At 62.4% G+C, this 24488-nt stretch carries 21 protein-coding genes, 1 tRNA gene and 1 other RNA gene; 14 read left to right on the top strand and 9 right to left on the bottom strand.

Translation table 11 applies throughout. From position 1 onward, the window contains the following. Positions 1-159 precede the first annotated feature (159 nt). A tRNA-Thr gene (locus NKJ12_RS09605) sits at positions 160-235 on the bottom strand. A 341-nt stretch (positions 236-576) separates the two neighbouring features. Here NKJ12_RS09605 and NKJ12_RS09600 point away from each other — a divergent pair. Next, positions 577-1722 carry a hypothetical protein gene (locus NKJ12_RS09600; protein WP_352686879.1) on the top strand — a complete coding sequence of 382 codons (1146 nt, stop codon included), beginning with the start codon at positions 577-579 and terminating at the stop codon, positions 1720-1722. 101 nt (positions 1723-1823) lie between these two features. Here the strand turns inward: NKJ12_RS09600 and NKJ12_RS09595 are convergent, their stop codons facing one another. Further along, positions 1824-3425: a cisplatin damage response ATP-dependent DNA ligase gene (locus NKJ12_RS09595; protein ID WP_352702379.1), complete on the bottom strand. Its 1602-nt coding sequence runs from the start codon at positions 3423-3425 to the stop codon at positions 1824-1826. Positions 3426-3663: 238 nt separating this feature from the next. Continuing rightward, on the bottom strand, positions 3664-4674 hold the full coding sequence (locus NKJ12_RS09590; protein ID WP_352702546.1) for a ligase-associated DNA damage response exonuclease: 1011 nt from the start codon (positions 4672-4674) through the stop codon (positions 3664-3666). 109 nt (positions 4675-4783) lie between these two features. On the opposite strand from NKJ12_RS09590, the gene NKJ12_RS09585 reads away from it, so the two are divergent. Both NKJ12_RS09585 and NKJ12_RS09580 read left to right on the top strand, forming a co-directional pair. Beyond that, entirely contained in the window at positions 4784-5728 is a 945-nt protein-coding gene (locus NKJ12_RS09585; protein WP_352506110.1) for a methyltransferase domain-containing protein, read from the top strand. Positions 5729-5783: 55 nt separating this feature from the next. Continuing rightward, the gene (locus NKJ12_RS09580) at positions 5784-6140 is read left to right on the top strand and encodes a hypothetical protein (RefSeq protein ID WP_352702377.1); all 357 of its coding nucleotides are present in this window, start codon (positions 5784-5786) and stop codon (positions 6138-6140) included. A gap of 7 nt (positions 6141-6147) precedes the next feature. On the opposite strand, the gene NKJ12_RS09575 is transcribed toward NKJ12_RS09580, so the two are convergent. Both NKJ12_RS09575 and NKJ12_RS09570 read right to left on the bottom strand, forming a co-directional pair. Further along, on the bottom strand, positions 6148-7011 hold the full coding sequence (locus NKJ12_RS09575) for a prephenate dehydratase (protein ID WP_254816209.1): 864 nt from the start codon (positions 7009-7011) through the stop codon (positions 6148-6150). A gap of 33 nt (positions 7012-7044) precedes the next feature. Further along, positions 7045-7773: a 3-deoxy-manno-octulosonate cytidylyltransferase gene (locus NKJ12_RS09570; protein ID WP_352702374.1), complete on the bottom strand. Its 729-nt coding sequence runs from the start codon at positions 7771-7773 to the stop codon at positions 7045-7047. Positions 7774-7965: 192 nt separating this feature from the next. Between NKJ12_RS09570 and NKJ12_RS09565 the strand changes: the two genes are divergently transcribed. Further along, on the top strand, positions 7966-8619 hold the full coding sequence (locus NKJ12_RS09565) for a c-type cytochrome (RefSeq protein WP_352476004.1): 654 nt from the start codon (positions 7966-7968) through the stop codon (positions 8617-8619). Between the two features lie 745 nt (positions 8620-9364). Here the strand turns inward: NKJ12_RS09565 and NKJ12_RS09560 are convergent. Continuing rightward, positions 9365-10168 (bottom strand): hypothetical protein, encoded by an 804-nt coding sequence (locus NKJ12_RS09560; protein WP_352702372.1) that lies wholly within the window; start codon positions 10166-10168, stop codon positions 9365-9367. A 529-nt stretch (positions 10169-10697) separates the two neighbouring features. Here NKJ12_RS09560 and NKJ12_RS09555 point away from each other — a divergent pair. From NKJ12_RS09555 to NKJ12_RS09520, 8 genes are all read left to right on the top strand, one after another. Beyond that, positions 10698-12581, top strand: coding sequence for an extracellular solute-binding protein (locus NKJ12_RS09555; RefSeq protein WP_352702370.1), 1884 nt, complete (start codon positions 10698-10700; stop codon positions 12579-12581). Further along, a complete protein-coding gene (locus tag NKJ12_RS09550; protein WP_352702368.1) occupies positions 12581-14449 on the top strand; it encodes an extracellular solute-binding protein in 1869 nt (622 codons plus the stop codon). Before NKJ12_RS09555 ends, NKJ12_RS09550 begins: the two co-directional genes overlap by 1 nt. 30 nt (positions 14450-14479) lie before the next feature. Next, positions 14480-15574: a microcin C ABC transporter permease YejB gene (locus NKJ12_RS09545; RefSeq protein ID WP_254816205.1), complete on the top strand. Its 1095-nt coding sequence runs from the start codon at positions 14480-14482 to the stop codon at positions 15572-15574. Next, positions 15574-16713: an ABC transporter permease gene (locus NKJ12_RS09540; protein WP_254816204.1), complete on the top strand. Its 1140-nt coding sequence runs from the start codon at positions 15574-15576 to the stop codon at positions 16711-16713. The genes NKJ12_RS09545 and NKJ12_RS09540 overlap by 1 nt, the downstream gene beginning before the upstream one ends. A 224-nt stretch (positions 16714-16937) precedes the next feature. Then, the gene (locus tag NKJ12_RS09535; RefSeq protein WP_352506116.1) at positions 16938-17171 is read left to right on the top strand and encodes a hypothetical protein; all 234 of its coding nucleotides are present in this window, start codon (positions 16938-16940) and stop codon (positions 17169-17171) included. After that, entirely contained in the window at positions 17171-17671 is a 501-nt protein-coding gene (locus NKJ12_RS09530) for a type II toxin-antitoxin system VapC family toxin (protein ID WP_352506117.1), read from the top strand. The genes NKJ12_RS09535 and NKJ12_RS09530 overlap by 1 nt, the downstream gene beginning before the upstream one ends. Then, complete coding sequence (locus NKJ12_RS09525; protein ID WP_352506118.1) at positions 17668-19296, top strand: ABC transporter ATP-binding protein; 1629 nt, start codon at positions 17668-17670, stop codon at positions 19294-19296. The genes NKJ12_RS09530 and NKJ12_RS09525 overlap by 4 nt, the downstream gene beginning before the upstream one ends. A gap of 95 nt (positions 19297-19391) precedes the next feature. After that, the gene (locus NKJ12_RS09520; RefSeq protein WP_352702366.1) at positions 19392-20333 is read left to right on the top strand and encodes a 2-hydroxyacid dehydrogenase; all 942 of its coding nucleotides are present in this window, start codon (positions 19392-19394) and stop codon (positions 20331-20333) included. Positions 20334-20359: 26 nt separating this feature from the next. On the opposite strand, the gene NKJ12_RS09515 is transcribed toward NKJ12_RS09520, so the two are convergent. The 3 genes from NKJ12_RS09515 to NKJ12_RS09505 are packed head-to-tail and all read right to left on the bottom strand — an operon-like array spanning position 20360 to position 22087. Further along, complete coding sequence (locus NKJ12_RS09515; RefSeq protein ID WP_254816201.1) at positions 20360-20662, bottom strand: Dabb family protein; 303 nt, start codon at positions 20660-20662, stop codon at positions 20360-20362. A gap of 25 nt (positions 20663-20687) precedes the next feature. Next, on the bottom strand, positions 20688-21629 hold the full coding sequence (gene nudC, locus NKJ12_RS09510; protein WP_352506120.1) for an NAD(+) diphosphatase: 942 nt from the start codon (positions 21627-21629) through the stop codon (positions 20688-20690). A gap of 38 nt (positions 21630-21667) precedes the next feature. Then, a complete protein-coding gene (locus tag NKJ12_RS09505; protein WP_023676868.1) occupies positions 21668-22087 on the bottom strand; it encodes an HIT family protein in 420 nt (139 codons plus the stop codon). A 360-nt stretch (positions 22088-22447) separates the two neighbouring features. Here NKJ12_RS09505 and ffs point away from each other — a divergent pair. Together ffs and NKJ12_RS09495 are read left to right on the top strand one after the other, a co-directional pair. After that, positions 22448-22544, top strand: an RNA gene (ffs, locus tag NKJ12_RS09500) — signal recognition particle sRNA small type. 104 nt (positions 22545-22648) lie between these two features. Next, a complete protein-coding gene (locus tag NKJ12_RS09495; RefSeq protein WP_352702363.1) occupies positions 22649-24475 on the top strand; it encodes a DNA polymerase III subunit gamma/tau in 1827 nt (608 codons plus the stop codon). Positions 24476-24488: the final 13 nt, after the last annotated feature.

Genomic DNA, 24488 nt, shown 5'->3' with positions numbered 1-24488 from the left:
TCGTCCATGTCGCCTTCGACGCGGCAGTCTACGAAGGGCACCCTGGAAATCCGGACTGCCCGACGTGTCGGTTACGGACATGGATTTCGCTTATTTGGGCTTGCGTCCAAATAACTTTCTAACAGACAGGCTAAATTTGCCGGCAATTCCAAGGATAACTGGTGCCGCTTGCGTGACTCGAACACGCGACCCCATCATTACGAATGATGTGCTCTACCAACTGAGCTAAAGCGGCCCGGGAAGCCGTGCTTCCAAGATGGGCTGGGTGATAGACGCAACCGGCCGCGAATTCAAGATGGCTGCGCGAATTCAGGACGAGCAATTCGTCTCCGTCCCAGGCCGGGCGCAAGGGCAGCCGCCGCGCCGATGCGATGCCGTATCGGCAGGCCGCCCCGTCCGTCACGTCGGGGCCGTGACGGAAAAATCAGCGAAAAAGGTTGATTTCTTTACCGAAAACCGCCGAAATGAGCTTTGTATCCCTCGGCAAGGCAGAATGCAGCCGCTCGCTTGTTGATTGATTGGTCGCCTGCGGCTAACGATCATGACAATGTGAGTGGAATTGCAGAGGGAATTCGTTTGGACGCGATCGAAAAAGCGATCCGCAACGCCTTTGAGAAAGGCAATGCCGACGACCGGGCGTTTCGCGAGCGGGTCTACCGATCGGCTTTCGCGGCACTCGACCGTGCCCTGCAGGCCAATCCAAACGTCACCGTGGAAGTCGCCATCAAGCGCCGCAAGGCGGTCCAGGCGAAGATCACCGAAATCGAATCGGAATTCCTGCCGGCGGTTACCGACGTCGCCGCGCCGACCGACAGTTTGGAGGCAGCACCGGAGGTGGAGCCTCCGGCCGAAGCCGAGCCCGCGCCGTCGCCCGATGTCGTCGTTGACGGTCCGCCGCAGCCGCCCGAATCCGATGCGCCCCGGTCGCGCGTCCTGCCGGTCGTCCCGGACATAATGCCCGATGCGCCTGTTCCCGAGGCGCCGGTGATCGACATGGGGGCCTCGGCTCCGACCGAAGCCGAAACCGACGACGCGGAAGTGACGCCCGACCGCGACGACCGGCGGGCGAGGCGGCGGCGCCTGCCTTTGACCGCGATCTTCTTCGGCGTGACGCTGCTCGCAGCCGCCGGCATCGGCCTTTATTTCGCCAACCAGACCGGCGTCTTCAAATCGGCGACCGAACTCGACACGGCGCCGCCGGAAGCGCCGCCAACGGTCGACGGCGATGATTTCACGCCGGACAACACCGCTTCGCCGCCAAAGCAGGGCGAGGCGGACCAGGCGCGCGACTGGATCAACGTGTTTTCGCCGGGTGACCCGACGCAGGTCAATGCACCGTCGGACGCCAAGGCCGACGTTATCCAGGACGAAAGCGGTTCCTTCCTGCGCATCCGCTCGGGTGCATCCGGTTCGGCCATCAGCTTCGACGTCGGGCAAGGCGTGCTGGAAAAACTCGCCGGCAAGCATGCCACATTCGACATCATCGCGCGCTCCGAGGAGGGCCAGGAGACGCAGATTTCCGTCGATTGCAATTTCGGCGAACTCGGCGACTGCGGCCGCAAGCGCTATGCCGTCGGTCGCGAGCGCAATGAATATCTGTTCGACGTGCGCTTTCCCGACAAGCATCCGGGTGCTGCCGGCACCATCGCCATCAATTCCGACTTCGACAAGCAGGGCAAGTCGGTCGACATCTACGAGATTCGCGTCTCGGTCGTTCCGTAAAGCACGTCGCGTTCGGACGGGCCTCATGCGACGCAGTTTAGGTTCTTGTTTTGATGCATGTCGTTACCGCAAAACCGCTGCACGCTTTTGCGCGACATGCATTAACTATCGAGCAGCGCCTGCAGCGTCTCGATGCGGTCGGCTTCCGCCGCCGGCTTGTCCCAGCGCAGCCGCGAAATGCGCGGAAAGCGCATGGCGACGCCGGATTTGTGCCGCGTCGAACGGTTGAGCCCTTCGAACGCCACCTCCAGCACCAGGCCCTGTCTGCGATCGGCCCGTACCGAGCGCACCGGGCCAAAGCGCTCAATCGTATTGTCGCGGACATATTTGTCGATTTGCCTCAGTTCCTCGTCGGTGAAGCCGAAATAGGCTTTTCCCACCGGCACCAGCTCCTCCGATCCTTCCGGCCCGGACCAGACGCCGAATGTGTAGTCGGAATAGAAGCTCGAGCGTTTGCCGTGGCCGCGCTGGGCGTACATCAGCACGGCGTCGACCGTGTGCGGATCGCGCTTCCATTTGAACCACGGCCCCTTCGGCCGCCCGGCCACATAGGGCGAATCCCAGCGCTTCAGCATGACGCCTTCGATGACCGGATGCAGCGGCTTGCGGCGCAATTCCTCCAGCGCCTGCCAGGTGGTGAATGCGACCAGCGGCGACAGATCGAAGCGACTCGGATCGAGTGTCTTCACGAAGGCCTCGAGCCGGCCGCGTCGTTCGCGGAAGGGCAATCCCCGCACATCCTCGTCACCAATCTGCAGCGCATCGTAGCAGCGCATGAAGGCGGGGTATTGCTGCTGGATCTTGGGTGACACGCTCTTGCGGTTCAGCCGCTGCTGCAGGTCCGAGAACGTGCCCGTCGCCTGCCTGGGGTCACCGACCAGAAGCTCGCCGTCGAGGGAGCCTGAAAAATCCATCGCCTCGGCAAGATCCGGAAAAGCGCCGGAGACATCATCACCGGTGCGCGAATAGAGCCGGCGAATGCCGCCTTCGCAAACCGCCTGGACGCGGATGCCGTCCCATTTCCATTCGGCCGCGTAGTCGGCCGGGTCGAGCTTTTCGAGGTCGCCGTCGCCGACGGCGTTCGACAGCATCACTGGCCTGAACAGCGCCAGCGCCGTCTTCCTGGGTTTTTCCGCCTTGCCCTCCAGCCAGGCGAACAGAGCCGCATAAGGCGGCGTCAGCCCGTGCCAGAGTTCCTCGATCTCGGCGATATCGACCTTGCCGAAATCGGCCAGCGCCTGCTTGGCGAGCCGCGCCGAGACACCGATGCGCAGGCCGCCGGTGACCAGCTTTATGATGGCAAAGCGCGCGGACGTGCTGGCGCTGTCGAGCAGCCGGGCCAGCACCTGCGGCCCGTCGGAACGGCTTGCCGCCTGCAGCTTGGCCACCACCTCGGCCAGCGTCGGCGCGTGGTTCGCAATATCGAGAGGCGATTGCGGCCAGACCAGCGACACGGTCTCGGCCAGGTCGCCGACATAGTCGTAGGAATAGCCGAACAGCACGGGATCCATGCGCTCGATCACCAGCGTGCGCAGCATTGCCGGCTTGACCGCGGCGATGGAAAGATCGCCGGTAATGGCCGCCAGCGCCAGCCCGCGATCCGGATCCTCGACGCTGCGGAAATAGTCGGTCAAAAGCGTCAGCTTGCCGTTGCGCGACGGCGTCAGCACCAGCCGGTCGAGAAGCTCGGCGAAGCGGTTCATCAGCGGAGCGCCAAGGGGGGAAGTTTGCGATCCTTCGCGCCCCCCTCTGTCCTGCCGGACATCTCCCCCACGAGGGGGGAGATCGGATGTCGCGACTGGTTTCGCCAATCTCGAACGTCGCTGGAATGAGCGCGGCGGCGAAGAAGCCAATCTCCCCCCTTGCGGGGGAGATGGCCGGCAGGCCAGAGGGGGGTGTGAAGGATCGCGGCGCCCGCGATTGGTGGTTCAACAATTGCCATCAATCGCCCTCGTCCTCATAGCCGACGAGATGCAGCGGCCTGGCGGCGATGCCTTCGAGTTCGCACCAGCGCACCAGCGCCTCCTCGCGGCCATGCGTCACCCAGATTTCTTCCGCGCCGGTCTCCTTGATCGTTGCTGTCAGCTCGTCCCAGTCGGAGTGATCGGAGATAATCAGCGGCAGCTCGACGCCGCCCTGCTTGGCGCGCTGGCGGATGCGCATCCAGCCTGAGGCGAAGCACGACATCGGATCGGGAAAGCGCCGCGCCCAGCGATCGGCGAAGGCGGATGGCGGGCCGATGACGATGGCGCCGGCAAAGTCGCTTTTTTGGCCGGTCTCGACGGTCGCCGGTTCCAATGTGCCGAGATCTATGTCCTGGCTCTGGTAATATTCGCTGAGCTTGGCCAGCGCACCATGGATGTAGATCGGCTTTTCGTAGCCGGCATGGCGCAGCAGCCGCATGACACGCTGCGCCTTGCCCAGCGCATAAGCGCCGACCAGATGCGTGCGCTCGGGAAACTGTTCGGTCGATTTCAGCAGCCGGGCGATCTCTTCGGAATCGGGTGGATGGTGAAACACCGGCAGGCCGAACGTCGCCTCGGTGATGAAGACGTCGCACTGGAGCGGCTCGAACGGCTCGCAGGTCGCGTCGTTCTGGCGTTTATAGTCGCCGGACGCGACGATGCATGTGCCCTGATGCGCGACCTTGATCTGCGCCGAGCCCAGCACATGGCCGGCCGGGTGAAAGCTGACGGCCACACCGCCAAGCGCAATCGTCTCGCCGAGCACGGCGGCTTGCGTCGTTCCGGCAAAACCTTCGCCGTAACGCAGACCCATAATATCGAGCGTCTGCTGCGTCGCCATTACCGAGCGGTGGCCGGAGCGGGCATGGTCGGAATGGCCATGCGTGATCAGCGCCCGGTTGACCGGCCGCACCGGGTCGATGAAGAAATCGCCGGGCGGGCAATACAACCCTTCCGGCCGGGGATGAAGCAGGTCGCTGGCGCGCATGGCCCCAAGATAGGCGCTAATTCCGGCGCGGGAAGCCTGTTGTAAGTCACTGCTGACTCCAGCATAGAGCGCAAGCCGGGCTGCAAACACCCGGCGGAACTCGATCACGATGAAACCGCTCCAGACCTCGTCCGGCGATTTGACCGCCGACCGCCGCGCCGACTATGCCGAAATGCTCTATGCATCCGGCGATCATGCGGCAGCCGCGGAATTGCTGCTCGGCGCGCTCGAACTGGCGCCGCAATGGCCAGCCGGCTGGTTCCGCCTCGGCGAGATGCAGGAAGCGGCGGGCGCGCCCGATCGTGCCGCGCAGGCCTGGACGACGGCACTGCGGCTCGACCCGGCGGACAGGCTCGGCGCGGTGCTCAAGCTGCAATTGATCGGCAGGGCAGCGGCTGCCCAGGCGCCGCCCAGCGCCTTTGTCGAGACGCTTTACGACCACTATGCCGAAAGCTTCGAGGGTGAGCTGGTCGACAGGCTCGGCTACCGTCTGCCCGAATGCCTCGACCGCGCCATCCGGGCAGCACGGCCGGGCCGGTTTTCGCTGGCGCTCGATCTCGGCTGCGGCACCGGCCTCATGGGCCAGAAGCTGCGGCCAATCGCCGATCGGCTGGAGGGTTACGACATCTCGGCCGGCATGCTGAGGCAGGCGCGCGCCAAAGGCCTCTACGATCTGCTCGTCAAGACGGACCTGCAGGATTTTTGCTATTCTGGCCCGAAAGCCGATCTGGTGACGGCGGCCGATGTGTTTATCTATGTCGGCGCACTCGACAGGGTGGTGAACAAGATTGCCGGAATGCTTGCCGGCGGCGGTCTGTTTGCGTTCTCCGTCGAGACGCTCCCGGGCGGAGAATCGTCTGACAGTGCCGGCTTCGCCCTGCAGCCGTCGCGCCGCTACGCGCATTCGCGAGGCTATATAGAGCGGGTTCTGGATGCCGACGGCTTTTCGGTCCTGTCGCTGCAGGCAACGATCATCCGGCAGGATCGCCGCGAACCGGTCGAAGGGCTGGCCGTAGTGGCAAGCTTGCTTTCCGGCAGCGTAAAATCTGGCTAAGACTTCTGCCGCTGCGCATGAGAAGCCGCAGCGGCGAAAGACAAGGAGCACGTTCATGCGCTGGAACATGACGGTCTTGGCATCTTGCCTGGCGATGGCCGGCTGCGTCGGCAATTCGATGTCCGAACGGCAGGACGAAAACGTCCAGTCCTCGCTGCTGTATGACAAGGTGCCTTGCGATCAATTGCTGGCGCAACGAAACGGCCTGGCGCAGCAATATCATCTGCCGGTGGACGCCAAGCCGTCCTTCTCCAACCCGGCGACGGGCTTTGGCCCGTTCACGCCGGATATTCGCTCAAAAGCCAAGCGCGACGCCGACCAGGCAAGCGGCAAGATCGACGCCATGAACCGGTCGATTGCCCGCCGCGAATGCGGCAAGCCGGCCAAAAGGAACAAGCTCGGCCTGACCTGACCGGATCCTAATCCGCCACCTTCCACTGCTCGCGCGAGGCGCTGGCGGGATAGACGCCGAGAATGCGCATTTCGCGCGAGAAAAAGCGCAACTCGTCGAGTGCCAGCTTCACCAGCGGATCGTCGGGATGGCCCTCTATGTCGGCGTAGAACAGCGTCGCTGTAAACGCGCCGAGCTGGTAGCTTTCCAGCTTGGTCATGTTGATGCCGTTGGTGGCAAACCCGCCCATCGCCTTGTAGAGCGCCGCCGGCACGTTTCGGACGCGGAAGATGAAGGTCGTCATCATCTTGGCGTCGGCCGAGGGACGTTCGGCCCATTGCTTGTTCTTGGTCAGCACCACGAAGCGGGTGACGTTGCTGTCGGTGTCCTCGACATTCTCCTCGATGATGTCGAGTCCGTAGAGGGTCGAGGCCAGCGCCGGCGCCAGCGCGGCCATGGTGCGGTCCTTCATCGCGGCGACCATCTTGGCGGCGCCCGCGGTATCGCCGGCAACCGCCGCCTTCCAGCCGTTCTTGCGGATGTATTTGCGGCATTGGCCGAGCGCGTGGATGTGGCTGTGCACGGTCCTGATCTCGTCGCGCCTGACGCCCGGCAGCACCATCAGCTGGAAGTGGATCGGCAGAAAGTATTCGCCGATGATGTGCAGCTTCGATTCCGGCAAGAGGTGATGGATGTCGGCGACGCGGCCGGCAATGGTGTTCTCGATCGGGATCATGGCCAGATCGGCCTTGCCGGTCTCGACGGCGTTGAAGGCGTCCTCGAAGGTCGGGCACGGCAACGGCTCCATCGAAGGGAACATGTTGCGGCAGGCGGTGTCGGAATTGGCGCCCGGCTCGCCCTGGAAGGATATTTTGTTGGTCTTTTCAGGCATGCGCGGAGTCTCGGGAATTGGGGGAAGAATTTCTTAGTTGGAAAGGAGCGCCCTGGCGCGTTCGAGATCGTCCGGCGTATCGACGCCAAGCGGCACCGACTGCACGATCTCCGCATCGATGCGCATGCCAGCCTCCAGCGCCCGCAACTGCTCGAGCCGCTCGCGGCGCTCCAGAGGCGACGGCCTTAGCGCAACGAAGCGTTCGAGTGCGGCGCGGCGATAGGCATAGAGGCCGATATGATGGTAGAGCGGGCCTTCGCCCCAAGGGGCGGTGGCGCGGGTGAAATAGAGCGCCCTGAGCCGCGTCGTCGAGAGTGGCGAGCCGACCAGCTTGACGACGTTCGGATTGGTCTTTTCCTCATCGCGGACGATCTCGACGCAGAGCGTGGCGATATCCACCGCCGCGTTCTCGAAAGGCTTCAGCGCGGCACCGATAACAAGGGGGTCGATGGTCGGCAGATCGCCCTGCACATTGACGATGGTCTCGACGCTGTTGCCAGGGTCGAGAATGGTCAGCCCTTCAAAGATGCGGTCGGAGCCGGTTTCGTGGTCCGCCCGCGTCATCACCGCCTCGAAACCATGCGCGCGCACCGCCTCCGCAACGCCTTGCGTATCGGTAGCGACGACCACCCGGCCGAGCCCCGCCTCGGCAGCACGGCGGGCGACGTGGACGATCATCGGAGTGCCGGCAATGTCGGCCAGCGGTTTGCCCGGCAGGCGGGTCGAGGCCATGCGGGCCGGGATCAGGATGAGCGTGGACATGAGGCGGGCAGAGGCTCGAAAAAGAGGGGGACAAAAGTGGCAAAAGGTCTCACTGGCAGCGCCCTTATAGGTGTTGCAACGCCGGAGCAAAAGACCTAGTTTCCGCGCGATTTGACCGCCTCGCAGGGTGGTTCACGATACCGACGGACGGAGTGGACGGATCGGTCCGCCGGAAAAGGGAGCCTGGGGCGTATGGATTCCAACGAAGTCAACAAGCTGCTCGCCGGTTTCCTCGGCACGGTGTTCATTGTCTTTTCCGTTGGCATCGTATCCGACGCGCTGTTTGCCTCGCCGACGCCGGAAAAGCCCGGCTTCGCCATCGAGGCGACCGAGCCCGCCGAAGGCGGCCCGGCCGCTCCCGCCGCGGAGGCCAAGCCGATCGCCGAGCTGCTGGCCACCGCCAACGCCGAAGCGGGTGCCGCCATCTTCAAGAAATGCCAGGCCTGCCACTCCGGCGAAAAAGGCGGCCCCAACAAGGTTGGCCCCGATCTGTGGGACATCATCGACCGTCCGGTCGCCGAGCATGAGGGCTTTGCCTATTCGGCCGGCATGAAGGAGTTCTCCAAGGGCGGCAGCGAGAAGTGGACCTACGACAATCTCAACCACTTCATCACCTCGCCGAAGAAGTTCGTGAAGGGCACGGCGATGGGCTTCGCCGGCCTGCCGAAGGATGAGGACCGCGCCAACGTCATCGCCTATCTGCGCACGCTGTCGGACAATCCGAAGCCACTGCCGGCCCCCGGCGCCTCGGCCGAGAACGCGCCCGCCAAGCCGGCCGAAGGTGCAGCCCCTGCCAAGCCGGCAGAAGGCGCCGCTCCGGCCGCTCCGGCCGCACCCGCAAAATAACAAAACTGTAATGACATCATCCTTGAAAAAGCCGGGTTCAGCCCGGCTTTTTTCATGGTCGATTGGCGCCGGAAGCGCTCTAAGGCGTTGAATTCCTTGACCCGGAGTTTTCGACCTCATCCGAGATCAGCCAGTTAGGGACCGATCACTACACCGCTCAAATTCCTGTTTTGTTCTTCTGTGTAATGATGTATGTTGACTCTCGAACTCGGAAGACACCTGAACGGAGCCAGAGCGAAGCCCTTAAACGGCCAATCGCGAGGGCCAACCTCAGTCGGACAAGTTTGAAGAGCAATCCGGCCCGACCCCGTTAGCGTCGTTCGGTTGAGTGGTCCGCAACCACTCCCCGCCATCAAACGCGGGTGAGGAAGAGAGATACACCGCATCAAGGCGGTTGAAGTAAGCACCGCATCAGAAAGCGGAAGGAATTTCACTGCAGATCGATCTGCGTCCCGGTTTAATAGCTGGTGCGCGCCCGGCTCTCATATGGAGCCACCCATGGACGTCATTGTCCTATACGGGAAGGGGATCAGAATTCGGGTCAGTGCCCGGTTCGTCCTTACGGTCGTCACTCTCTTGATGGCCTCGCTGTAACGTCGAAGGCCGCTCTAAAAAGCGGCCTTCTTCGCGTTTGCAGGAGGCCCGTAGGCGTGTGCGAGCTCGCGGCCAGAGTATCGGGTCCGGATACCCATTCTGCACACGCCATGACGATAATCCGGGACGAAATGTGACCTTGATTCTGGCACTACCGTGGGTGACGAACCGTCGCCTCTGAAATGATGGCTTCGATATTCTTTCGTTGAAATGATTCCTCATACGGGATGGTTGAGATGACAATCCGACCGCTGTTTCCCAGATATAAGTCGTCCAGATTTGCCTTTGTGATCTCGCCTGCCGACCTCCTGTCGAAATGCGAAATCAGGCCATCAAAGTAAAAGCGGAAAAATGGCACACTGTGCTCTGGATGTTCACTGCCCGCGTCCGGAATTAATTTCTCGCCGGGGAAGGGCGTCTGGTTGTGAATGAGCCCCAGGGTCGAAAGCTGGGTTAGGGAGATCGGATAGAATTCGAGCGGCGTGGGATCGCCCGTGACAATCATCTTCCGCAACTGCTCCAGATGATCAGGTGGTAGGGATATTTCCTTGAACTCTCGCCGGTCGGATGCGCCAGCGCGCCAAAGCAGGCTGAGAAAGAATAAACGGAGCAGAAGCCAATCGGTGTCATGTAAGGGCCGAACTCCCCACTGAGTTCCTGGGATTAGATCGAAGCCGCTGAGCTTCGTCATTGGCCCCCACCCGCTCCATACCAACTTGTGGAGCCGCAGCTTCTTAATTGCCCAATCATCGAGCTTTCCAAGTATGTCCTCGCCCGATTGGGTGACGAGGCGATTGTCGTACCAACTGCTATGCCGGCGCATGGCTCGCGACCCGCTACCTGCCTCCAAAAATGAAAGGCCGGGTGCTTCAGGTTTGGTGAGAGCTTTAGGAATCAAATGCGAGTCGACAAACGCACCGTACGCGCCGGTCAGCTTGCACACTCCCTTAGCCATGGTCCGCCCCCCAGTGTTCTTAACTAGGAGAGTTACCCAATTCCGATTTACAAGCCAGTGCCTCCCTCGCGCGCGGGCGAGCCCCCTGGTACGAACGTGGCGCTATGTTTCGATCGCCGCGCCTATGGCCTTGGCGAACCCTGCCGTAGCTTCGGCCGTTGCTCTGGCGTCCTTAATGGCGCGGCCTTCCGCTTCGACATCGCGCATTTTCAACGTTTTCGATCGGCTGGTACCGTCTGATACCGAGCAATATAGCTTTGAACCGTGCTCTAGGGGAAGAGGCATAAAGCTGAATTGTCTAGTCAATTGAAGCACTTAGCTTACGCAAAGCGAGCCGAACCGATGCAAACCGCTGGATAACGACGAGTACCGCCGGACATACTTTCGTCGGGTTCAGCCCGGCTTTTTCGTTAGGAAAAATGCATATGCGACGACAAAGCCGCCCCGTTGCGGTTTTCAGCGCCGCCAAATGATCTAGATTGGGCCCAGACGCTATGGTGACGGCGCTATATCGCGAAGAGGAGAACGCATGACGGTTGGCCGAGCGCGGACGCTTCTGAAATCAGTGCTGATGCTGGCTGCTTTTGCCGGCGGCCTGCAGGCGGCCTTCGCGGACGAATGGCGCACGACATCGTCGCTGATCGGCGAATCCAAATATGGCGACAATTTCCAGCACTACGATTACGTCAATCCGGATGCACCGAAGGGCGGCACGGTGAATTCCGTGGTGCTTGGCACGTTCGACAGCTTCAATCCCTACATCGTGCAGGGTTCGCCGGCCGCCGGCTTCGCGCAGTTCGGCGGCGGCCTGCTTTACGACACGCTGATGGAGCAGGCGACCGACGAAGGCAGCACCAGCCATCCGCTGATCGCCGACGCCTACAAATATCCGGCCGACTATTCCTCGGCGACCTACCGGCTCGACCCGCGGGCCAAGTGGCATGACGGCCAGCCGATCACCACCGACGACGTGATCTGGTCGTTTCAGGTGCTGAAGGCCAACAGTCCGCAATACAGCCGCTATTTCGAAAACGTCACCGACGCGGTCGCCATCTCCGACCGCGAGGTCGAGTTCCATTTCAATCAGAAGGGCAACCGGGAGCTACCGAAGATCATCGGCGATCTCGTCGTGCTGCCCAAGCACTGGTGGGAAGGCACGGACGCCAGCGGCAAGAAGCGCGACGTCACCAAACCGACGCAGGAGCCGCCGCTCGGCTCGGCCGCCTACAAGATCGCCAGCTTCAAGCCGGGGTCCGAAATCATCTGGCAGCGCGTGCCCGATTACTGGGCGGCCAAGCTGCCCGTGAAAATCGGCCGCGAGAATTTCGACAGGCAGCGTTTCACCTATTTTCTCGACGACAATGCCGCCTGGCAGGCCTTCACCAAGGGCGGGCTGGACGACATCAAGCCGGAGAACAGTTCGAGACGCTGGAACACGGCCTATAATTTCCCGGCTGTCCAGGCCGGCGACGTCATCAAGAAGGAATTCAAGACCGCGTCGCCGGAACCGATGCAGGCCTTCATGCTCAACACCAGGCGCCCGCTGTTCCAAGATCGCCTGGTGCGCGCCGCGCTGATGTACCCGTTCGACTTCGAGACAATGAACCGGACCCTGTTCTTCGGTTCCAACACCCGCACCAGCAGCTATTTCCAGGGCACGGAACTGGCGTCGAGCGGCCTGCCGCAAGGCAAGGAACTGGAGATCCTGGAGCAGTACCGCGACAAGCTGCCGCCCGAAGTCTTCACCAAGGAATTCAAGCTGCCGGTCTACGACACCCCGCAGGCGGAGCGCAAATACCTGAAGGCCGCGGTCGATCTGTTCGCCAAGGCAGGCTGGGTGATCAAGGGCGGCAAGATGGTCAACGCCAAGACCGGCGAACCGTTCAAATTCGAGATCCTCGGCTGGAACGACACCGACCAGGTCATCGCCAGCCCGTATATCGCCAATCTGCGCAAAATCGGCGTCGACGCCACGCTGCGCCTGATCGACCAGACCCAGTATATCAACCGCGTCACCCATTTCGACTTTGACGTGGTCACCTCGATACTCGGCCAGTCGGACTCTCCCGGCAATGAACAGCGCGATTTCTGGAGCTCCAAGGCCGCCGATTCGCCGGGATCGCGCAATTACGCCGGCATCAAGAATCCGGTCGTCGATGCGCTGGTCGACCGGATCATATATGCCACCGACCGCGACGATCTCGTTGCCGCCACCCATGCGCTCGACCGGGTGCTGTTGTGGAATTTCTACGTCGTGCCGCAATATTACCGCGCCGTGGTCTGGCTCGCCTACTGGAACAAGTTCGGTATGCCGGAAAAGCAGCCCGCCTATAGCGGCGTCGACCAGAATTCCTGGTGGATCGACCCGGCCAAGGAAAAGGCGCTGGCGGCCAAATACAAGAGCGGCAATTGATGGCGGCGCTGCCCCGTCGCGACTTCCTCGCCTTGGGCGGTGCCGCCGCGGCCGCAGCGCTGCTGCCCGGCCGGGCTTTCGCGGCCATTCCAACCGGCGTAAAACTGCACGGGTTGTCGGCTTTTGGCGATCTCAAATACGGGCCGGATTTCACGCATTTCGACTATGTCAATCCGGACGCTCCCAAGGGCGGCCGGATGAATTTCGCCCCGCCGAACTCCACCCTCAATCAGAGCTTCCTGACCTTCAACACGCTGAACTCACTGGTGTTGAAGGGGGATTCGCCGCCGCGCACCGAGCTCTGCTTCGATTCGCTGATGGCAAGGGCAGTCGACGAACCGGATGCGGTCTACGGCCTGCTTGCCGAATCCGTTACCTTGTCGCAGGATCGCAATGGCTACCGCTTCAGCCTGCGGCCACAAGCGCGCTTCCATGACGGGTCGCCGCTGACCGCCGACGACATTGCTTTCGCCTTGAACCTCTACAAAGACCGGGGACATCCGAACCTTTCCCAAGCGCTGCGGCATATGATGGAAGCGGTCGCAATCGATCCGCTTACAGCCAACCTCACCTTCAACGGCCAACAGTCCGCGCAGAATATCCTCGCCATCGTCGTAATGCCGATCGTGTCGAAAGCTTTCTACACCGCCAATGATTTCGACGCCTCGACGATGACCCCACCGCTCAGCTCCGGACCATACAGGGTTGGACGGGTGGTGGCCGGGCAGACTGTCGAATATGAACGCGTCGCCGACTATTGGGGCCGCGATCTGGCCGTGAACCGCGGCAGCTATAATTTCGACCGCATCCGTATCGATTTCTACCTTGATCGCCAGGCAGCCTTTGAAGCGTTCAAGAAAGGGGATACGCATTTTCGCGAGGAGTTCACCTCGCGGGTATGGGCGACCGGCTACGACTTTCCAGCGCTGAAGGACGGCAGGGTCGTCAAACGCGAATTTCCCGGCGAGAAAACGCCATCCATGCAGGCTGTCGCGCTGAACCAGCGCCGTCCGCAGTTCCGCGACATTCGCGTGAGACGGGCAATCGCCTATTGCTTCGACTTCGAATGGACCAGGCGGGTTCTGTTTTTCGACTCCTACGAGCGTTCGCAATCGAACTTCGAGCGATCGGATTACAAGGCCAAGGGCCTGCCCTCACCCAAGGAGTTGGCCCTGCTGGAGCCGTTTCGAGCCGAGTTGCCGCCGGAGACCTTCGGCGAACCGGTGATGCAACCCGTCTCCGACGGTTCCGGGCACGACCGTAAGCTGCTGCGCGAGGCTTCGAGGCTGCTTGCCGAAGGCGGCTGGAAGCGAGCGGGCAATTTCGTCCTCAACGACAAAGGCGAGCGCCTGCGCGTGGAAATGCTTGCCGAGGACGAGGGTCTCGTTCGTATTTTCGCGCCATGGTCCGAGAATATGAAGGCGATCGGCATCGACGCTTCGATCCGGCAGGTCGACTCGACGCAATTTGAAGCGCGGCAGAGCAATTTCGACTTCGACTTCAACATGCTCGCATGGTCGATCGGAGCGACGCCCACCGCCGACGGTTTGGAGATACTCTATGCTTCCCGGATGGCGAAAACGCCGGGGATGCGCAACTATCCGGGTACGGAAAGCAAAGCCATCGACGCGCTGATCGAGGCAGCCGGCAAGGCGCAGAGCCGGATCGAACTCGTCACCGCGCTCAACGCGCTCGATCGGGTCTTGCGCGCGCGGCTAGACTGGATTCCAACATATCATCTGGCGAATCACCGAGCAGCCTTCTGGGACATGTTCGGCTTTCCCGCTCAAAAGCCGGATTACGACTTTCCGGTCGAGACGTCGTGGTGGTTCGACAAAGACAAGGCGGCAAAGATTGGCAAAGGCTGAGATTTTTGCACAAGCGAGGCAGGGAACCTGATGGGCGCCTATATACTGCGCCGCATCCTGTTGATGATCCCGACCCTGTTCGGCATCATGGCGGTATCCTTCGCCGTCATCCAGTTCGCGCCGGGCGGGCCGGTCGAGCAGGTCATTGCCAGGCTGACCAACCAGGGCGGCAGCGATCGCCTCGGCGGTGGCGGCGGTGATGCCGGCGGCGCCAATTTCGATGTCGCCGGCGACGTCGGCTCGAAATACCGCGGCGCGCAGGGGCTCGACCCGGAATTCATCAAGAAGCTGGAGAAGCAGTTCGGTTTCGACAAGCCGCCGCTCGAGCGCTTCGGCATGATGCTGTGGAACTATCTCCGCTTCGATTTCGGCGACAGCTATTTCCGCGACATCTCGGTGCTCGACCTGATCCTGGAAAAGATGCCGGTGTCGATCTCGATCGGACTGTGGATCACACTCTTGTCCTATCTGATCTCGATCCCGCTCGGCATCCGCAAGGCAGTCAAGGACGGCTCCACCTTCGACGTCTGGACCAGCGGCGTCGTCATTGTCGGTTACGCCATTCCGGGCTTTCTGTTCGGCATATTGCTGATGGTGCTGTTTGCCGGCGGCTCGTTCTGGGACTGGTTTCCGCTGCGCGGCCTCACCTCCGATAATTGGGACCAGCTGTCCTGGCCGCAGCGGATCGTCGACTATTTCTGGCACATGACCCTGCCGCTGACGGCGCTGGTGCTGTCGGCCTTCGCCACGACGACGTTGCTCACCAAGAATTCCTTCCTCGAGGAAATCCGCAAGCAATATGTGGTCACAGCCCGCGCCAAGGGCCTGTCGGAGCGGCAGGTGCTTTATGGCCACGTCTTCCGCAACGCCATGCTGATCGTCATCGCCGGTTTCCCCGGTGCCTTCATCTCGGCATTCTTCACCGGGTCGCTGCTGATCGAGAACATCTTTTCGCTCGACGGCCTCGGCCTGCTTGGTTTCAACTCGGTGGTGCAACGCGACTATCCGGTGGTCTTCGCCAATCTCTACATCTTCTCGCTGCTTGGCCTGTTCGTCGGGCTGCTGTCCGACCTGATCTATACCTGGGTCGATCCGCGCATCGACTTCGAGCGGAGAGACGTCTGATGGCGCAGGCGACAGCCGAAACGGCGCCGCCTCGGATCGCGCGGCCCTTTCTGTCGCCGCTCAACCAGCGGCGCCTGCAGAACTTCAAGTCCAACCGGCGCGGCTACTGGTCGTTGTGGATTTTCCTGTTCCTGTTCGTGCTGTCGCTGGTTTCCGAACTGATCGCCAACGACAAGCCGATCATCGCCTCCTACAAGGGCGAGATCCTGTTTCCGGTCCTGGTCGCCTATCCCGAGGAGAAGTTCGGCGGCTTCTATGCGGTCACCGACTACCGCGACCCGGTCATCCAGGACGAGATCAATGCCAATGGCTGGATGGTCTGGCCGCCGGTGCGCTACTCCTACCAGACCGTCAACAACGCCATTCCCGAAGCAGCACCGACCAAGCCGTCCTGGCTCTACGACAAGAAGACGCGCTGCAACCAGTATCCGAAAGGCGAAGCGGACCCCAATTGCAACGTCGGCAACTGGAACTGGCTGGGCACCGACGACCAGGCCCGCGACGTGCTGGCGCGCGTCATCTACGGCTTCAGGATATCGGTGCTGTTCGGCCTGATCCTGACCGCCGGCTCGGCGCTGATCGGCGTGGCGGCCGGCGCCTTGCAGGGCTATTTCGGCGGCTGGACCGACCTTCTTTTCCAGCGCTTCATCGAGATCTGGTCGGCGATCCCGGTGCTGTATCTGCTCTTGATCGTCGCCGCCATCCTGCCGCCCGGTTTCTTCATCCTGCTCGGATTGATGCTGCTGTTCTCCTGGGTTGCGCTGGTCGGCGTGGTGCGGGCCGAGTTCCTGCGCGCCCGCAACTTCGAATATGTCAATGCGGCGCGCGCGCTCGGCGTGCCCAACATCACCATCATGTTCCGGCATCTGCTGCCCAATGCCATGGTGGCGACGCTGACCTTCCTGCCCTTCCTGCTCAGCGGCTCGATCTCGACGCTGACCTCGCTCGACTATCTCGGCTTCGGCCTGCCGCCCGGCTCCGCCTCACTGGGCGAGTTGTTGAAGCAGGCGCAGCGCAACCTCAATGCCCCCTGGCTCGGCATTTCCGGCTTCGTCGTCATCTCGCTGATGCTGTCGCTGCTGGTCTTCGTCGGCGAGGCCACCCGCGACGCCTTCGATCCGCGCAAGACGTTCAGATGAGGGCGATGCAGGCTGGCATTCGGCATGTTATATTCCGGAAATGGCAATCCGGACAAAAGCGGACGTACCCTCAAGTGACCGGCGGCTTTGATCGGTGAAACACCAGTGGCAGCCATCGCTCGATCACTGGAGAGCAAATTGGCCGATATGAGCGAACCCGGAGCCATGACGGTGTGTTGGCGTCCGTGCAGTCCGTCAATCCGCACGTTGGGGAAGGAAGGGTTATGAATAGGATCATCCTTGAACACTACCCGGCATCGAAGCTCCCGGATGAACTGCGAAAAGGCATAGCGCCGAGCGCCTCGGTCAGAGTGACAGTGGAGGAGGAGGCCAACAGGCCCCTTGGCCGCGAACAATTGCTTGAACTCATGCGGGATGCTCAGGCCAACGCGCCGGGAACAAGCCTCGACGAGGCTGTCGCGCGTGTTCGTGCCCTCCGCGATGAGTGGGAGGATTGATGGCTGCAGTCCGGCTTTATGTCGACACCAACATTTTCATCTATGCCTTTGAAAACAATGATGCGCTTGCAAACAAACTGCTTCAGCTCATTTCACTGAACGAGGGCAGAAAGCAGCCTTTCCTGGCGACGAGTGAGATCGTGCTCGCGGAGTTGATGGTCGATCCCTTGAGAAAGAACAATGAGCGACTGATCGAGCTCTACGACAATATTTCAATCGGCAATGCCTTCATCTCAATTGGGACGATAACTCGCGACGTTCTCTGGCACGCAGCACAGTTACGTTCGGAATTCCTTTCGTTGAGATTACCAGACGCGATCCATCTTTCCACAGCGATGCACTTCGGCTGCACCCAATTTCTGACCGCGGACACGAGGTTGAAAGAGACCTATTCTATCGCACCAAATCGTCTCGTCCCCCCTCAAATGGCAGCCAAAATTTCGATCATACGACCGGAAATTTCCGCCTTGGACAGGGTTGTCGCGGAAGTTGAGCTATGACCCCCCCTCTCCTCTCGGTCCAGGATCTCAGCGTCGCCTTCACGCAAGGCGGCAGCCAGTCGGTCGCCGTCGACCATATCTCCTTCGACCTCGCCAAGGGCGAGACGGTGGCGCTGGTCGGCGAATCCGGCTCCGGCAAGTCGGTCACCGCGCTGTCGGTGCTGAAGCTGCTGCCCTATCCGACCGCCAGCCACCCGTCGGGAAAGATCCTGTTCCTCGGCGCCGACCTGCTTGCCGCGGACGAGAGAGACTTGCGCCGCGTGCGCGGCAACAAGATCACCATGATCTTCCAGGAGCCGATGACCTCGCTCAACCCGCTGCACACGATCGAGCAGCAGATCGTCGAGGTGCTGAAGCTGCACCAGGGCCTGGGCGATCGCAACGCCAAGGCGCGCACGCTGGAACTTCTGCACGAGGTCGGCATCCGCGAACCGGAAAAACGGCTCGACGCCTATCCGCACCAGCTTTCCGGCGGCCAGCGCCAGCGCGTCATGATCGCCATGGCGCTCGCCAACGAGCCTGAACTGTTGATCGCCGACGAGCCGACGACCGCGCTCGACGTCACCGTCCAGGCGCAGATCCTCGAATTGCTGGCCGGCCTGAAAAGCCGCAAGAACATGTCGATGCTGTTCATCACCCACGATCTCGGCATCGTCAGGAAGATCGCCGACCGGGTCTGCGTGATGACCAAGGGCAAGATCGTCGAGACCGGCCCGACCAAGGAGATATTCGCCAATCCGCAGCACGCCTACACGCGGCATCTGCTTGCCGCCGAGCCGAAAGGCAAGCCGCCGGCGGCCAACCAGGCCGCCAAGCCGGTGATGGTCGGCAAGGACGTCAAGGTCTGGTTTCCGATCAAGAAGGGCTTCTTCCGGCGCACCGTCGACAATGTGAAGGCGGTCGACGGCATCGACGTCACCGTGCGGGCCGGCCAGACGCTTGGCGTCGTCGGCGAATCCGGCTCAGGCAAGACGACGCTCGGCCTGGCGCTGGCCAGGATGATCTCGTCGACGGGGACCATCCAGTTCAACGGACGCGGCATCGATCAGCTGTCCTTCAGCGAAATGCGGCCGTTGCGACGCGAGTTGCAGATCGTCTTCCAGGATCCGTTCGGTTCGCTCAGTCCGCGCATGTCGGTCGCCGAGATCATCGAGGAAGGGTTGAAGATCCACGAGCCGAAACTGTCTCCCGATGCGCGCGACGAGCGTGTCGTCGACGTCCTGAAGGAAGTCGGCCTCGATCCGGCGACGCGCAACCGCTATCCGCACGAATTCTCCGGCGGCCAGCGCCAGCGCGTCGCCATCGCGCGCGCCATGGTGCTCAACCCGCGTTTCGTCATGCTGGACGAGCCGACCTCGGCGCTCGACATGAGCGTGCAGGCGCAGGTCGTCGACCTCTTGCGCAGCCTGCAGGCCAAGCACGATCTCGCCTACCTCTTCATCAGCCACGATCTGAGGGTCATCCGCGCGCTCGCCAACGAAGTCATCGTCATGCGTAATGGCAGGATCGTCGAGGCCGGTCCTTCCGAACAGATTTTCGGCAACCCGCGGACCGACTATACAAAGGCGTTGATCTCGGCCGCCTTCAAGATCGAAACGGCGCCGGTCGGTATCGTCAGCGAGTAGATTTTCGCCAGAGATCATGCACTAAATCAAAACGCTGCCGCGCCCCTGCGAGTCCGGACGCGAACGCTGTTGGTAAAAGGGAAAAACAATCCGCAATGGAAAAAGGCCGCATCCTGCTTGCCCTCACCGGTATTCATCCGCTGCGCTGGCGCGAACTGCTGTCGGCGGAGCGCGAAGTGGTGCTCGAGCCGAATGGCGCCGGCGATCCCTCGATCACCTATGCGGTGGTGTGGAAACAGCGGCCGAACCTGTTGTCGTCGCTGCCCAATCTGCGGGCTATCTTCTCGATCGGCGCCGGCGTCGACCACATTTTCGCCGATCCCACCTTGCCCGACGTACCGGTCGTCAAGGTGGTCGCCGACAACCTTACCCAGTACATGACCGAATACGTCGTCTGGCGGGTGCTCGACCACCATCGCCAGGGCATGCTATACCGCGCCCAGCAGCAGAAGAAGATCTGGCACGAGCCGCAGCAGCGGCCGGCCGGCGACATCTCGGTCGGCATTATGGGGCTCGGCACGCTTGGCCGCGCGGCGGCATCGGTACTGTTGTCGCTCGGCTTTCCCGTTAATGGCTGGTCGCGCAGCGATCGGCCGATGCAAGGTGTCTCGACTTACGCGGGCGAGGCCGGCCTGATCCCGTTCCTCAACGCCACCGATATCCTGGTGGTGCTGTTGCCGCTGACGCCACAGACGCACGGCATCATCAACCACGGCGTGCTGAAGGAGCTGCGCAAGCGCAATGGCTTCGGCGGCGCGGTGCTGATCAATGCCGGGCGCGGAAGGCTGCAGAAGGACGCCGACATTTTGCGCCAGCTGGACGACGGCACGCTGAAGGAAGCCAGCCTCGACGTGTTCGAGGTCGAGCCGCTGCCGAAGACCAGCCCGCTATGGAGCCACCCGAAAGTGTTCGTGACGCCGCACGCGGCGGCAACTTCCGATCCGGTCCACCTGGCGCCGATCATGCTGCGTCAGATGGACGCCTTCGAGCGCGGCGAAGCGCTGGAAAATGTGGTGGATCGCGACGCGGGGTATTGATTTTTTTAGAGCGTCGCTTTCCAGTCTCAGCCCCAGCCGAGCGGCACGTAGTCGATCTCCATAAACGCCTCGACCTCCGGGATCCAGCGGTCGCGGACGAAGGCGACGTGGTCGGGATGGTCGTTGTAGCCGGAGTAAGCCCGCTGATCGGCGAACTCCATCGAGAAGCCGAAGCGGTAGTCGTTCTTGGGGCTGACCTGCCGCAACTGCTCGAAATGCGTGACGCCCTTTATCGCCGTGAGGATCGTTTTGGCGTCGGCGAGGAACCTTTTTTCCTCAAGCGAATGCGGCGGGTGCTTTAGCGTGAACACGACGGTGTGACGGATCATTTTTTGCTCCTGCGATGTCTTCGTATCACGCGCTGTCGGCCCAGGCGCGGATAAGGTTATAGGCGATCGCCCCCTTCGGCGGTGTCACCAGGCCGCCCGGATGCTCGCGGGCCAGCATCGAGAGCACCTCGTCGCGAAAGAACCAGCGGCAATCTTCCAGCTCGTTGAAGTCGGGGTGGATATCGTCGTTGAGCGGTTCGCCGAAGCAGCCGATCATCAGCGAATAGGGAAACGGCCAGGGCTGGCTGGCGTGGTAGACGACGCGGCCTAGCCGAATGCCGGCTTCCTCCAGCGTTTCGCGGCGCACCGCCGCCTCGATCGTCTCGCCCGGCTCGATGAAACCGGCGAGCGCCGAATACATGCCGGGCCCGAAATGCCGGCCGCGGCCGAGCAGGCATTTTTCGCGTGTTGCCGTCAGCATGATCGCCACCGGGTCGGTGCGCGGAAAGTGCTCCGTCCCGCAGGCCGGGCAATGCCGCTTGTAACCGCCTGCCCGCATCTCGGCTTCGGTGCCGCATTTGCTGCAGAAGCGATGGCTGGCATGCCAGGCAAGCAGCGCCGCCCCTTGCGCCAGCGCGCCGGCGGCCGCTTCGTCGATCAGCCCCTGCATATAGACCGAGCGATAGTCGATGGCCTTGATCGTCTCGGGAAGCTGCTCGGGCTCGACTCCGGCCGGCACCGCCAGCACCGGGCCGCTTTCGGAAAAACCGAGCAGCACGCCGTTTTCGAGCGATGCTTCGAGCGGCCGGCATTCGGCCACGCCGAACCAGGGGTCGAATGCGCCTTGCGCAAGCTTCAGATAGAGCCGGCCGCCACGCATCAGCAAAAGCCGCGCCGAAGGATCGGCGAGCGCCTTTTCGACGGAATCGTCGGCGCGGTTTTCGGACTGCCGGTCGATAATGTTGCCGGCGAAGCCGACGAACTGGCTCGGCTCGCGCAAGGGCGCGTCAAACAGGCGAAAGCTCATGCAGACTCGGGAAGGTTCAAGATGGACACGGGGGAGGCTTATAGCGCTGCCTTGATCTTTTCCGCAAACTTGCGAAGGTCGGAGCGCTGATAGGGCTCGCGCAGGCCGTGCCCCCACACCGGGCCGGGCCAGCCGGGATCGCCTTCCGAGCGCGCAATAACGTGTACATGCAACTGGCGCACGATGTTTCCGAGTGCACCGGTATTGATCTTGGTGCAGCCGGTCACCCGCTTCAGCGCCAGCGCCACCATATTGGTCTCGAAGGTCAGCATCGCCTGGTCGAGCGGCGTCATATCGTGGATTTCCTCGATGCCCGGCCGCTGCGGCACCAGCAGCAGCCATGGCCAGCGGCGGTCGTTCATGACGCGCAATTCGCACAGGCCGAGCCACATCAGCTGTTCGCTGTCGGCTTCCAGCTGGGCGTCAAGCGTGAATCCGGCCTTGAGGCCCGGCAGCATCGGCGTTTCCCTCACTTTTGGACGTTTTTTGAACTCTATCGACGCTAGAGCGGCTTCCGAAGGGCCGCAAGGGGCAGCAAGCAACATTGGCCGTCGCGGCGCTGATTGTGCGCGAAGAAGTGAAGGCCCGGGCAAATTGCATCAGGTTGGCGCTGCCCCGCCGAGATCGACGATTTTGATCGTGGCCACATTTTGTTCTTGCTTTGTGCCGGCAGCTATGCTACTAATCCCGCTATGGTGATTATTCGCACCAACGACCCGCCCGCCGAGGCGGGTTTTTGGTTTCAGCTTTCGCCGTCGCTCAAGGCCCCCTATCATCCGCACTTGCATTTCATCGCCGGATTGCCGATATGGAGGCTGGGAGGTTGGTGGTGGACGGTCCACTCGCCAACCGGGTCAGGTCCGGAAGGAAGCAGCCCTAACGAGCCCGGAACGGGTCATTGTTCCAGCCTCCCGCCTCTTCGCCTTTTGCCCCGACATTGACGGCGCCAAGCCGTGCGGGCGAAACTATGCGCAGGAATCGGCCGCCTCCAGTGGCAGCCCTTGGAGCTTAACGGGCGAATGAGCGAAGCCGGAAACGAGGCCGGGAAATTGGACAAGCCTGCCGCCTACCGCGTGCTGGCGCGCAAATACCGACCGTCGAATTTCTCCGAGCTGATCGGCCAGGAGCCGATGGTCCGCACCTTGACCAATGCCTTTGCCACCGGCCGCATCGCCCAGGCCTGGATGCTGACCGGCGTGCGCGGCGTCGGCAAGACCACGACCGCGCGCATACTCGCCCGGGCCCTGAACTACAAAACACCGACGGTCGACCAGCCTTCCGTCGACCTTGCCGTGCTCGGCGAGCATTGCCAGGCGATCATGGAAGGCCGGCATGTCGACGTCATCGAGATGGACGCCGCCTCGCATACCGGCATCGACGACATCAGGGACATCATCGAGCGTGTGCGCTACGCCCCGGTATCGGCGCGCTACAAGGTCTACATCATCGACGAAGTGCACATGCTTTCCAACCAGGCCTTTAACGGCCTGCTGAAGACGCTGGAAGAGCCGCCGCCGCACGTCAAATTCATCTTCGCCACCACCGAAATCCGCAAGGTGCCGATCACCGTCCTGTCGCGCTGCCAGCGTTTCGACCTCAGGCGCATCGATGCGGCAATGATCAAGGCCGACCTTGCCAGGATAGCCGGTCTGGAGGGCATCGAAGTTGAAGACGATGCGCTGGCGATGATCGCCCGCGCGGCCGAAGGCTCGATGCGCGATGCGCAGTCGATCCTCGACCAGGCGATCGCCCATGGCGGCGGCGCGGTCAGCGCCGAAGCGGTTCGCGCCATGCTCGGCCTTGCCGACCGCGCCCGCATCGTCGACCTGTTCGAGCATGTCATGAAGGGCGACGTCGCCGCCGCCCTTGCCGAATTCCGTGCCCAGTACGATACCGGCGCCGATCCTGCCGCGGTGCTGACCGACCTTGCCGAGTTCAACCATCTGGTCACCCGTCTGCGTTTCGTGCCGGCTGCCATCGACGACGCCTCGCTGTCCGAGGACGAGCGCCGGCGCGGCGCCGATTTCGCCAGCACGCTGTCGGTCAAGGTGCTGTCGCGGACATGGCAGATGCTCTTGAAAGGCATTCCCGAGGTGCAGACCTCCAACCGCCCGGTCAGCGCCGCCGAGATGGTGCTGATCCGGCTGGCGCATGCCGCCGACCTGCCGACGCTGGACGAGGCGCTGAAATCGCTGGAGAACGGCGTTTCGCCGCCGGGCGCCGCGCCGCGCGTGAATGGCGCGCCGGCAAGCCCCGGCCCCGCAAACCATGCGCCTGCAAGCGGTGGTGCCGGTGCCGTGGCGCAGACGCGGATGCCGACGGCCAATGGCGGCGCGCAGACGATGCGCCTGGTCGAGGCCGAGCCCGTGCCGACGAACTTCGTTGCTCCGCCGGAGCCGGTGGCCGAGGCGCCGCCGGTGCCGGTGAAATCGCTGGCCGATATTGTCGCCCTTGCCGACGCCCAGCGCGACATGGCCTTCAAGGTGCTGGTGAAGCGTTGCGTGCGCCTGGTGCGCATCGAGCCCGGCCGTATCGACGTCAGCCTGACCGACGATGCGCCGAAGATGCTGCTCAACGATTTGACCGCCAAGCTGCGCGCCTGGACGGGCCGCAGCTGGCTGGTGTCGCTGTCGAAGGAGGAGGGCGGCCAGACGCTGGCCGAGATGGAATCGACGAAGCGCGAAAACGCCTTCCTCGATGCCAAGAGCGACCCGACGGTCGCCGCCATCCTGGCGCGCTTTCCCGGCGCCAAGATCATCGACGTGCGCATTCCCGACGCGCCGGAAGCCGATGCGGCAGAGGCCGAAGTGCCGGTCGAGCCGCCGGCCGACGACGACGAAACCTGAACAACCAGCACCA

This window comes from Mesorhizobium sp. M0195 (genome assembly GCF_040322115.1).
In the GTDB taxonomy this organism is placed as follows: Bacteria; Pseudomonadota; Alphaproteobacteria; order Rhizobiales; family Rhizobiaceae; genus Mesorhizobium.
This window is presented reverse-complemented; position numbering and strand designations above follow the sequence as displayed.

Bases quoted from the DNA above. Each gene is read 5' to 3' on its own strand.
- NKJ12_RS09555 (WP_352702370.1), top strand. From the start codon at position 10,698: ATGACGGTTGGCCGAGCGCGGACGCTTCTGAAATCAGTGCTGATGCTG.
- NKJ12_RS09570 (WP_352702374.1), bottom strand. From the start codon at position 7,773: ATGTCCACGCTCATCCTGATCCCGGCCCGCATGGCCTCGACCCGCCTG.
- NKJ12_RS09575 (WP_254816209.1), bottom strand. From the start codon at position 7,011: ATGCCTGAAAAGACCAACAAAATATCCTTCCAGGGCGAGCCGGGCGCC.
- NKJ12_RS09495 (WP_352702363.1), top strand. From the start codon at position 22,649: ATGAGCGAAGCCGGAAACGAGGCCGGGAAATTGGACAAGCCTGCCGCC.
- NKJ12_RS09595 (WP_352702379.1), bottom strand. From the start codon at position 3,425: ATGAACCGCTTCGCCGAGCTTCTCGACCGGCTGGTGCTGACGCCGTCG.
- NKJ12_RS09515 (WP_254816201.1), bottom strand. From the start codon at position 20,662: ATGATCCGTCACACCGTCGTGTTCACGCTAAAGCACCCGCCGCATTCG.
- NKJ12_RS09535 (WP_352506116.1), top strand. From the start codon at position 16,938: ATGAATAGGATCATCCTTGAACACTACCCGGCATCGAAGCTCCCGGAT.
- NKJ12_RS09520 (WP_352702366.1), top strand. From the start codon at position 19,392: ATGGAAAAAGGCCGCATCCTGCTTGCCCTCACCGGTATTCATCCGCTG.
- NKJ12_RS09530 (WP_352506117.1), top strand. From the start codon at position 17,171: ATGGCTGCAGTCCGGCTTTATGTCGACACCAACATTTTCATCTATGCC.
- NKJ12_RS09590 (WP_352702546.1), bottom strand. From the start codon at position 4,674: ATGCGCGCCAGCGACCTGCTTCATCCCCGGCCGGAAGGGTTGTATTGC.
- nudC (WP_352506120.1), bottom strand. From the start codon at position 21,629: ATGAGCTTTCGCCTGTTTGACGCGCCCTTGCGCGAGCCGAGCCAGTTC.
- NKJ12_RS09560 (WP_352702372.1), bottom strand. From the start codon at position 10,168: ATGGCTAAGGGAGTGTGCAAGCTGACCGGCGCGTACGGTGCGTTTGTC.
- NKJ12_RS09550 (WP_352702368.1), top strand. From the start codon at position 12,581: ATGGCGGCGCTGCCCCGTCGCGACTTCCTCGCCTTGGGCGGTGCCGCC.
- NKJ12_RS09565 (WP_352476004.1), top strand. From the start codon at position 7,966: ATGGATTCCAACGAAGTCAACAAGCTGCTCGCCGGTTTCCTCGGCACG.
- NKJ12_RS09580 (WP_352702377.1), top strand. From the start codon at position 5,784: ATGCGCTGGAACATGACGGTCTTGGCATCTTGCCTGGCGATGGCCGGC.
- NKJ12_RS09545 (WP_254816205.1), top strand. From the start codon at position 14,480: ATGGGCGCCTATATACTGCGCCGCATCCTGTTGATGATCCCGACCCTG.
- NKJ12_RS09525 (WP_352506118.1), top strand. From the start codon at position 17,668: ATGACCCCCCCTCTCCTCTCGGTCCAGGATCTCAGCGTCGCCTTCACG.
- NKJ12_RS09585 (WP_352506110.1), top strand. From the start codon at position 4,784: ATGAAACCGCTCCAGACCTCGTCCGGCGATTTGACCGCCGACCGCCGC.
- NKJ12_RS09505 (WP_023676868.1), bottom strand. From the start codon at position 22,087: ATGCTGCCGGGCCTCAAGGCCGGATTCACGCTTGACGCCCAGCTGGAA.
- NKJ12_RS09540 (WP_254816204.1), top strand. From the start codon at position 15,574: ATGGCGCAGGCGACAGCCGAAACGGCGCCGCCTCGGATCGCGCGGCCC.